This window comes from Phyllobacterium sp. P5_D12 (genome assembly GCF_054049495.1).
Window position 1 is genome coordinate 1 of the sequence record NZ_JBFUMG010000147.1, and the last position, 9,339, is coordinate 9,339.

The following is a 9,339-nucleotide window of genomic DNA, read 5'->3' on the forward strand; positions in this document are numbered from 1 at the left end:
GGGGTGTCGTGCTTGGTTCGGCCCTGCTTGGTTCCGGAATTCCACTCGGCCATTTTTTACGCAGTATGGCAATCTGGATCGTCATTTTTCTCGCGATCGTTGCCGGCTATCAATACCGCTACGAGTTGCAGGATGTTGGCCACCGGATAACGGCAGGACTAATCCCTGGAAGCCCAATCTCCAATCGAGATGGTGACGGCACAATCACAGTGACGCTGGCTAAGGCGGATAGCGGTCATTTCGAGGTTCGCGGCGACGTAAATGGTGCTACGGTACCATTCATCATAGATACCGGCGCCTCATCGATCGTGCTCTCTGCGAAAGATGCTCGCCGCGCCGGGTTCAATCCGGACAAGCTCTCCTACAAAACGCCAATCATGACCGCCAATGGCATGGCAACTGCGGCTAACGTCACATTGGACAGCATCAGGATAGGTGCCATCGAACGGCGTAACATTCGTGCCATGGTGACTGCAGATGGGCAAATGGCAGGCAGCCTGCTCGGCATGAATTTCCTCAATACGCTCAGCGGCTTTTCCGTACGCGGCGACCGGCTGGTTCTGTCAGACTAGAGTTCAGGCTGCTTCCTCTGTCGACGCGGTCTCGATCGCCGCATACGCCAGCCGGATCACAGCACTGGTTGCACCTGTTTGATTTGCTTCCGTCGACAGTATTTGGCGCCAGCGCCGTGCCCCGGCCGCGCCATGGAACAGACCTACCAAGTGCCGGGTAATGTGCGACAATCGACCGCCGCGAGCGATATGGGCGTCCGCATAGTCGCACATGTGATCTATGATCGCGTCGATTGAAGGTACCGCGCCTTCGCTGCCGTATATGCTTCTATCGACGTCGAGCAACAGCATCGGGTTGTGGTAAATCGCGCGGCCAAGCATGACACCGTCAACATGATTCAAATGGTCAAGCGCTTCATCTAGCGTCTGAATGCCGCCATTGATCCCTATAAATTGACTCGGATTTTGCTGTTTCAGACGATAAACACGATCGTAGTCCAGCGGGGGAATATCGCGGTTTTCCTTAGGTGACAGCCCCTTTAACCAAGCCTTGCGGGCATGCACCCACAACGCATCTGCACYAGCATGGAAAACACCGCTCGCGAGTTCATCAAGGGCCGCTTCCGTATCCTGATCGTCGACACCGATGCGGCACTTGACCGTCACGGGAATTGCGACGGCCTGCTTCATCGCCTCGACGCTCGACGCAACGATGGGCGGCGTTTTCATCAGGCAAGCGCCGAATGTGCCGGATTGAACGCGGTCAGATGGACAGCCGACATTGAGATTGATTTCCTGGTAGCCCATGGCTTCGCCGATGCGTGCTGCTTCAGCCAGTTTGATGGGATCGGAGCCACCAAGTTGCAGCGCAACGGGATGTTCCGCTTCGGCAAATCCAAGAATGCGTTCGCGATTGCCGTGGATCGCAGCATCAGCAACAACCATCTCCGTATAGAGCAAGGCATAACGCGTGAATTGTCGGTGGAAGGTCCGACAATGCCGGTCCGTCCAATCGATCATGGGGGCCACGGCGAAACGGTTGCGCTTGTAGTTTCCGCTTGTATCGACTCGGTTAATCACTATGGGAACGTCCCTTGTCTGCTTGGAGTATGTAGTGTGCCAGCCGCTGCTCTCCAACATCTGGTCGTCCTCATAAAACGCAAAGCGGCGATTGTCCAATCTGCCAGCTGTTTTCGGATCTCGTTGTAAATTCGCAACAACGATTTCAGAACCCGCAGTTCGATTATGGTTAGGTTTTGCGCGTGTTAGCGAACGGGAATATGCATCGGTTGGGGACATGAGCTTGTGACTTATCTTTTTTACCGGAGATCGGAAATGAACATCAAAAGCTTCCTCCTCGGCTCGGCTGCTGCCCTCATAGCGGCATCAAGCGCCCGCGCTGCAGATGCGGTGGTCGTGGCAGAGCCAGAGCCTGTTGAATACGTAAGGGTATGTGACGCCTATGGCGCTGGCTTCTTTTACATTCCAGGAACTGAAACCTGCCTGAAGATCGGTGGTTATTTGCGTTACGATGCGGCCGCTGGTGACGATGTCTATACGGGTGGCCCTGTAGGCGGCGAGCACGACACCTGGAGCAAGAGCACTCGTGCCGAGATTCGATTTGATGCACGCTCCGAAACCGAACTCGGCACATTGCGCTCCTACATTGACGGTCGCTTCCAGTATACCGATGGCGAGGACGATGGTGCTACTCTTCATCAGGCCTACATTGAGCTCGGCGGCTTCCAGATCGGTGTCAATGACGCTATCTTCGGTTCATGGGTCGGCTATGCCGGTGATATCGTCAATGACGACGTGATCCAGTATGGTAGCGATAGTTTCTCCAGCAACGAGATCAGCTACACCTACAAAGCTGGCAACGGTTTCTCAGCTATCATTGCCGCCGAACAGGGCTCGACCGAAGGGGACTACGACTACACTATCGACGACTACATGCCCCACGTTCTTGCAGGCGCGAAATTCGAACAGGGCTGGGGAACGATCTCCGGTATTATTGGCTACGACTCGGTGCAAGAGGCCATTGGCGTCAAGGCGCGTTTGGATGTGAAATTCACGGATGCGATCTCAGCCTGGGTAATGGGCGCTTATCAATCCGATTATGACCCGGATTCATTCGTGACCAATACCAACAAAAACTGGTACGGCCTGTGGGAAGGCGACTGGGCAGCTTGGGGCGGTTTCGCCGCCAAGGTTTCAGACAAGGCGACGATCAACGGTCAGGCGGCTTATGAATCCGAAGGCACGTACGCTCTGGCTCTCAACGTGGCTTACGAACTTGTTCCAGGTTTCACGATCACGCCTGAAATCAACTACACCAAGTTCGACGGCGCCCGTAAAGATGAAGCCCTTCTTGAAGGCGGAAGCGATGACGCATTTGGCGGCATCGTTCGGTTCCAGCGCAATTTCTAAAAACGGAATAGCTGCAGAGATCCAGCGGCGTGCCTCTGGATCTCTGCTAAAACGTTGTCAAATCTGTTCCGAGATAGCGGCAAATGCTGCGGTTCTTTTCAGGATCGCAATGAACTCATTTCCAGCGACCGAAACGGCTCCGGAATTGTCGATCATAATCGCATCCGCCGGATCGCATGGATTGGGTGCAGCCCGCATCAGACGGCGCTGGATTTCAGCAGCGTCTTCGCGCCCGCGGGAAGCCAGCCTTTTTGCCAGAACGTCATGCGATGCGGTGATATGGACCACGACAAAATTGGCGTAGGCTGCACGTAGAGTGGGCAATACACCGCGCGAGACATTGGCGATCGCTATTGCGCCGCGCTCGATCTCGTCGTCAACAGATTTCGGCAAGCCGTAGTGCAGGCCATGCGCTTCCCAGAGATGTGCAAATTCTCCTGCCCGCTTAGCCACCAGGAACTGCTCTTCGCTCAGAGTGTCATGATCTTCCGTATCTATCGACGACGGACGAGTCACGACACGGCGAACGAAATGGTAGCCAGGCTGTTTGTTCAGTTCAGCGCGGGCAAAATCAATGATCGTGTCTTTCCCTGCCCCGCTCGGCCCGACAACCGCAACAAAGGCACCATTGCGGAGCGGTGCGGCTGCGGGATTGAGCGCGCGCTCTATCATTCCCGCCATCATACGACCCGGCGACCTTCCCGCCAGACGGTACGCACCACTGGAATGTGTTCGTCAACACGAACCCGCACGAGATCCGCGCGCTTACCGATTTGGATCACACCGCGATCCTCGAAACCTACTGCCTCTGCCGGGTTCTTGGTTACCAGACGCACGGCGTCCGGAAGCGTGATTCCGTCGACAGTTTCCCCAAGAAAAAAGGTCGATTGGATCAAACTGAACGGAATGTAGTCGGACGACAGAATATCAAGGTGGCCGTGTTCAACCAGTTCGCGTGCTGACACATTTCCTGAGTGCGAACCGCCGCGCACCACATTCGGCGCGCCCATCAGCACTGAGAGTCCGGCCTGCTTTGATGCAGCGGCAGCTTCGAGCGTCGTTGGAAACTCCGCCACATGAATACCCTGCTCCACCGCTTCTTCCACATGAGCGCGGGTCGCATCATCATGGCTGGCAAGGACAATTCCACGCTCACGGCAAAGATCGGCGATGGCCTTGCGCYGCGGTCCGGAATTGTTCGCTGATTCCGCCATTCGTTTCTCGCAGAACGCGTTGAATTCCTTGTCCGAAAGCTTGAGCTTACGTTGGTAGTAATAGGCATAGGTTTCCAGACTAACGAACTGCCGCTGTCCTGGTGCATGATCCATCAAAGAGGCCAGCCGGACACGGCTGTCATTGTCGAAGTGGGCAAAGCCTTCAAGGCAATCAGATGCCGATACTTCACAGCGCAAGTGGATATAATGATCGGCTCGCAACCGGCCCTGCTCCACACTATCTTCAATCGCATCGGCAAGCTTGCGGCTTTCATCCGCGGACATGTCCGCATCTTCATCGAGTCCGACCCGCAGGGCATCGAGAACCGTAGTGATACCCGATGCAGCGATTTGCGCATCATGCGCCAGAACCGCCGCGATCGGATTCCAACGCACCCGCGGACGTGGCATGTAGTGCCCCTCGAGGTGATCCGTATGCAGTTCGATCAGTCCCGGAATAAGGTAATCACCCTCAAAATCCTCGCCGCCAGCAACCGAGCCTTCCGAGATATCGGCGATCTTGCCATTTCTGACCACCACCGTCCCGGAAATGACGTCGTCATCAAGGACGATTTTCGCATTGTTCAAGATCAATTCGGCAGACATTTTATGCAGACTTTCTTCTGTTGGTTCCTGCAAGCGGATGCAGCGAGTGTATCTCAAAGGGGAAACCGGGCTCGGCTTCGGTAAAAAGCGCGAGATTATTTATCTCAACAGGCTCTTCCAAAACCGGTTCAAGGAATTCGCTCAAAATCCGTTCGATTTTAGGGCGCTCGCGCTCCGGTACTATATCGGTAAGCGTCATGTGGAAGCGAAAATCCTCAAAAACATAGGGATAACCCCATTGTTCAAGATTTCGCCGCTGCGACACTGTCATTCTGTCTGGATTGCGCCGTTTGATTTCCCCTTCAGTCGGAGGAGCACGGAAGCGGTCTAGCGCGACGACGACATCGTTCGCCAGTTGATTGAGACGCGCCACCGGCTCTTCCGGAACCAGTGCAAAAAATCCGTCAAGGTTGGCGATCTGTAGTTTCGGAATCTCAACTGGATCCATGGATGACGCAAAATGCATAAGAGCCGACAAAAGCTCTTTTTCCTCAAAGCCTTCGGCAAGACGGAATGGAGCTTTTAAAGTACCATGGAAGCCATAACGACGTGCCGATGCCGTCAAGAGCGTGAAATCCTCATGCGCCAGGTCGCGGATCTGCGGCGGCCTCACCGGTTGACCGGTAAAGGCATTTCGGCCAAGCCAGTTCGCAGCGACTTTCAGAAGCGGGTCACTTGATGGTGGCGTGAAATAGATCGCATAGCGCATATTGATTCCTCCGGAACACTCTCGCGTTACGCTCCAATTATGACAAGCCTTTGAATGCTGTCATATTAATCGTCCCTGCCTCTAGTGCTGTGGCTTGCCGATCAGCCGCGAACGCAGCGCATTGGAGATGCTGTCAAAGATAAACACAACCAACAGTATCAGGAGGACCATATAAGCAACATTTTCCCAATTCTTGTTGGTGCGCATCGCTTCCCAGAGCTTGAGACCAATACCACCAGCCCCTACAGCGCCGATAATAGTCGCGCCGCGAATGTTTGATTCCCATTGATAAAGCGTCTGGCTGATCATGACCGGCACCACTTGCGGCATGACACCATAGCGCTGGACCAGGACATGGTTTGCACCGGTCGATTGCACACCTTCGCGCGGCTTGTCATCGATGTTTTCAAGCCCCTCGGAGTAGATTTTGCCGAGTGTACCGGTCTCGGTCAAGAAGATCGCAGCACTACCCGCAAGCGGACCCGGTCCAAATGCACGGGTAAAGAACAAGGCCCAGATCAGCATGTCGACCGAGCGCAGAAAATCGAAGAAACGCTTGAACGATTGATTGACGAAGCGGCTTGATGTGATGTTGCGGGCAGCAAGGAATGCCAAGGGAAAGCTGACGACCGCACCTAAAATTGTTCCAAGGAACGCCATGATGATCGTCTGCAGGAGTTTGACCCAGACATCCCCGTGCTGCCATTCGCCATTGTTGAGGAAATTATCGACGGCTAGCGACAGGTTTGATCTTCCGGGCTCGATCTGGGGGCCGGTCGTGACGAGACTTATCACCTCGCCAACCGATTTTCCAAAAAAGGGTGATTGCGGATCAAAGATGAAATTTGCCCAGCCGAGAAAGCGTTTACGGATCTTGACGCGGTCAGCCTCGACGCGAACTTCTCCGGCAAAGCCCATATCCGCGACGACATCTTCATCATAGACGCTGATCCAGGATKGTATATTTCCCGAGACGACAGGCCTTTCGCCCGATAGCTCTACTCGCACGGATTCGCCATGGGCAGTCAGCGTTGCTTCAGTATCGCTAAAAGTCACTGCCCGGCTCGGTCCACGAATTTCGACGGTCACGGTTCGATCGCTGTTTTGCTTGACCCAATCAGGATTTGGGTCATTCCCCAATGGGGAAAATCGCGGATATTTCGGGGTGATCGTTTCGCCTTCGAGCCGAAATTCAGCCTGTACATCGTAGCTGACCCATTGGCTCAGATAAATCCCGACGCGCTCCCAATGGCCTTCCGATATGGCCTTGGGAATCTCGAAGAACCAGACTGCGTAGATACCGTAGAGGAATAGGCTGATCACCATCAGCAAAGGTGCGAAGCGCTTGAAAAAGGAGCGCTGAAAGACCTCAGGATAGCGCTCCTGGATTGATTCTGCCTGGCTTGCATCGATAAAGGTCATCTCATCCTCAATGCTTCAGAAGGAAGGCGTTTTCGCCGACCAGCCGGCGTCGCAGCCAGGCGGAAAACTGATCAACGGCAAAGATGGTGACGAACAGCAGCAACACCAGCGCCAAAGTCTTGGCACCGAAGCCGCGTGAGATTGAAAGCTTCAATTCTTCACCTATGCCGCCTCCGCCGACGGCGCCAATGATGGTCGAGGCGCGAACATTGATTTCGAGCCGCAACAGTGCATAGGACATGAAATTTGGTAGTACTTGCGGCATGGCAGCAAAACGGACGCGTTCCATCCAGCTGGCGCCTACAGATCGCATGCCCTCGTCCGAACGCATGTCGACGTTCTCGATAACCTCGTAGAACAGCTTCCCAAGCGCACCGATGCAATGCAGGCTAATCGCGATAATGGCCGCGATCGGTCCAATTGAAAGAATAGCCGAAAACAGCCCTGCGATGACAATCTCCGGAAAAGCCCGGAGAAATTCCATGAACCGTTTGACCGCGATACGCAGTGGATTGGATGGAGTAAGATTGCGCGCAGCAATGAAGCTGAGTGGGACCGCAAAAATAAACCCGATAATGGTCGATACCAACGCCACATTGAAGGTGATAATCATCAACTCAAAGTATTCGGGAATATAGAAATCGCCCCAGATATAGACCCGGYCAAGATCAAAATTAAACTCCTGGCCGCCTTTGTCGTTGGGGCTTGCGATATCGAACAGTGCCCGCCATACATCACTCCAGTCCTTGGGTATGAGCCAGCTGAGAAAATCGAAGAGGTGGGGAAGTCGATCGAAAAAATGCCCTGCATTGCTTTCGTCGGCGAAACGAACGGAACCTACGAACGCGATGAATAATACGACGAAGCCGAGGCCCGTATACATACGCCGGCGCGCGACGACCTTGCGCCACGACTCGGCTATGTCGTGCGAACTTTGCAGTTGCGGTTGAGGGTCGGCAAACGTCATGAGTTGATCCGCATGGAGCGMACAAGAAAAAGGGTGGCCGTTACCAGCCACCCCGTGATTGATCGCAAGCGTTAGCCGCCGATCGCGTTTTTACGGATGTCGATGACCGCGTTGTAGAATTCGGGCTTCACTGGCTGGTAGCCCTTGAAGTCACCGCCTTCTACAGCTTCGAAGCATTTCTTGTCGGTTGTTGGCAATTTCATGAAGAAATCGGCAAGCTTGGCGTGCCATTCGTCACCAATACCGTTGCGAACAACCAGCGGACCGTTCGGGATAAGAGGCGAACGCCATACTTCGACCAGCAGGCTGGGATCGACAGCGCCCTTGTCGACTTCCTTGCGGAACGTGCCGGAAGTGTAGCCATCCTTGAAATCGCCGAGGCCGGAAGAATCGTCTACCGCAACGTCGACCTTGCCGTCATAGGCAGCAAGAAGATTGTTCTCGTGCCCGCCATTGAACTGGGTCTTGGCGAAGAACTTGTCATTCGGCATGCCAGTGGTCTTGGGGATCTGGGTCAACGGAACGAGATAGCCGGAAGTTGAATCCGGATCGGCATAACCGAGGGTCTTGCCCTTGGCATCGGCAATCGTCTTGATGCCGGAATCCTTACGGGCGAGACCGATGGAATAATAACCGGTCGAACCGTCTGTCTGCTGCGTCGTGAGGATCGGTGTAACTGCCTTGGGATCCTTGATATAGACTGCGGCATAGCCGGAAGCGCCAAGTTCGGCAAAATCAAGTGTGCCGCCAAGCAGACCCTGGATCACACCGTCGTAGTCAGCAGCGGGAAACAGCGAAACCTTTTCAAAGCCAAAAGTCTCTTTGAGGTGGTCGGCAAGGCAACCGAAGTTCCGCAAACGGTCGGTTTCGTTCTCGCCGCCGAGGATGCCGATGCGGAATTCCTTGAGGTCTTCAGCGCGGGCCATTGTGCCGGTAAGCATCGCGCTGAGCGCGATTGCGCCTAGAAGGGCTTTTTTGAACAACATGGTTCTCTCCTGTCAAAACGTCCAATGAGTTTGTGATCGGTTTCGTATGGGCCCGTAACGTGGGCAAGACGATCTTTTTACGCTCAACGCGCGGCCAGAATGGCCTCCAACTCCGGGATTGGCTTCTGTGAACCGCGTACGATACTCGTCGATGTAATTGCTTCTGAAAACGCATCCTTGAGGCCGTCMGCGCCGTAAATGCGGCGGGCAGYCAGTTCAGTCAGATCATCCGGACCGCCGTCGAAAACGACTTTGCCACCCTGCATGCCGATGATCCGGCTGCAAAAATGCCGGGCGGTATCAAGCGTATGCAGATTGGTGATAACGGTCAGGCCTTCCTTCTCATTGATATCGCGCAGCGACTCCATGACGACCTGCGCATTACGTGGGTCGAGCGAAGCGATAGGCTCATCAGCAAGAATGACTTTCGGATTCTGCATCAACGCGCGAGCTATGGCGACACGCTGCTGCTGCCCTCCGGAGAGTGTGCCTG

Annotated in this window: 10 protein-coding genes; 2 read left to right on the forward strand and 8 right to left on the reverse strand. The window is 54.6% G+C overall.

The window, feature by feature from the left end:
* Nucleotides 1–572, forward strand: a 572-nt coding sequence (locus ACXJ5O_RS11925; protein ID WP_457300080.1) for a TIGR02281 family clan AA aspartic protease, incomplete at its 5' end; no start/stop codon positions are given.
* A gap of 3 nt (nucleotides 573–575) precedes the next feature.
* Here the strand turns inward: ACXJ5O_RS11925 and dusA are convergent.
* Nucleotides 576–1,592: a tRNA dihydrouridine(20/20a) synthase DusA gene (gene dusA / locus ACXJ5O_RS11930; protein WP_457300088.1), complete on the reverse strand. Its 1,017-nt coding sequence runs from the start codon at nucleotides 1,590–1,592 to the stop codon at nucleotides 576–578.
* Between the two features lie 255 nt (nucleotides 1,593–1,847).
* On the opposite strand from dusA, the gene ACXJ5O_RS11935 reads away from it, so the two are divergent.
* Entirely contained in the window at nucleotides 1,848–2,942 is a 1,095-nt protein-coding gene (locus tag ACXJ5O_RS11935; RefSeq protein WP_457300081.1) for a porin, read from the forward strand.
* A gap of 57 nt (nucleotides 2,943–2,999) precedes the next feature.
* On the opposite strand, the gene phnN is transcribed toward ACXJ5O_RS11935, so the two are convergent.
* The 7 genes from phnN to ACXJ5O_RS11970 all read right to left on the reverse strand — a co-directional run.
* Entirely contained in the window at nucleotides 3,000–3,614 is a 615-nt protein-coding gene (gene phnN / locus ACXJ5O_RS11940; RefSeq protein ID WP_457300082.1) for a phosphonate metabolism protein/1,5-bisphosphokinase (PRPP-forming) PhnN, read from the reverse strand.
* An 8-nt stretch (nucleotides 3,615–3,622) separates the two neighbouring features.
* A complete protein-coding gene (locus ACXJ5O_RS11945) occupies nucleotides 3,623–4,762 on the reverse strand; it encodes an alpha-D-ribose 1-methylphosphonate 5-triphosphate diphosphatase (RefSeq protein ID WP_457300083.1) in 1,140 nt (379 codons plus the stop codon).
* Nucleotide 4,763: 1 nt separating this feature from the next.
* Entirely contained in the window at nucleotides 4,764–5,471 is a 708-nt protein-coding gene (locus ACXJ5O_RS11950) for a DUF1045 domain-containing protein (protein ID WP_457300084.1), read from the reverse strand.
* An 81-nt stretch (nucleotides 5,472–5,552) separates the two neighbouring features.
* Entirely contained in the window at nucleotides 5,553–6,893 is a 1,341-nt protein-coding gene (phnE, locus tag ACXJ5O_RS11955; RefSeq protein ID WP_457300085.1) for a phosphonate ABC transporter, permease protein PhnE, read from the reverse strand.
* Nucleotides 6,894–6,900: 7 nt separating this feature from the next.
* On the reverse strand, nucleotides 6,901–7,860 hold the full coding sequence (phnE, locus tag ACXJ5O_RS11960) for a phosphonate ABC transporter, permease protein PhnE (RefSeq protein WP_457300086.1): 960 nt from the start codon (nucleotides 7,858–7,860) through the stop codon (nucleotides 6,901–6,903).
* Between the two features lie 71 nt (nucleotides 7,861–7,931).
* Nucleotides 7,932–8,843, reverse strand: coding sequence for a phosphonate ABC transporter substrate-binding protein (gene phnD / locus ACXJ5O_RS11965; protein WP_376772113.1), 912 nt, complete (start codon nucleotides 8,841–8,843; stop codon nucleotides 7,932–7,934).
* Between the two features lie 86 nt (nucleotides 8,844–8,929).
* Nucleotides 8,930–9,339 (reverse strand): ATP-binding cassette domain-containing protein (locus ACXJ5O_RS11970; protein WP_457300087.1); only part of this gene is annotated, 410 nt, incomplete at its 5' end.

Bases quoted from the DNA above. Each gene is read 5' to 3' on its own strand.
- ACXJ5O_RS11935 (WP_457300081.1), top strand. From the start codon at position 1,848: ATGAACATCAAAAGCTTCCTCCTCGGCTCGGCTGCTGCCCTCATAGCG.
- phnN (WP_457300082.1), bottom strand. From the start codon at position 3,614: ATGATAGAGCGCGCGCTCAATCCCGCAGCCGCACCGCTCCGCAATGGT.
- ACXJ5O_RS11950 (WP_457300084.1), bottom strand. From the start codon at position 5,471: ATGCGCTATGCGATCTATTTCACGCCACCATCAAGTGACCCGCTTCTG.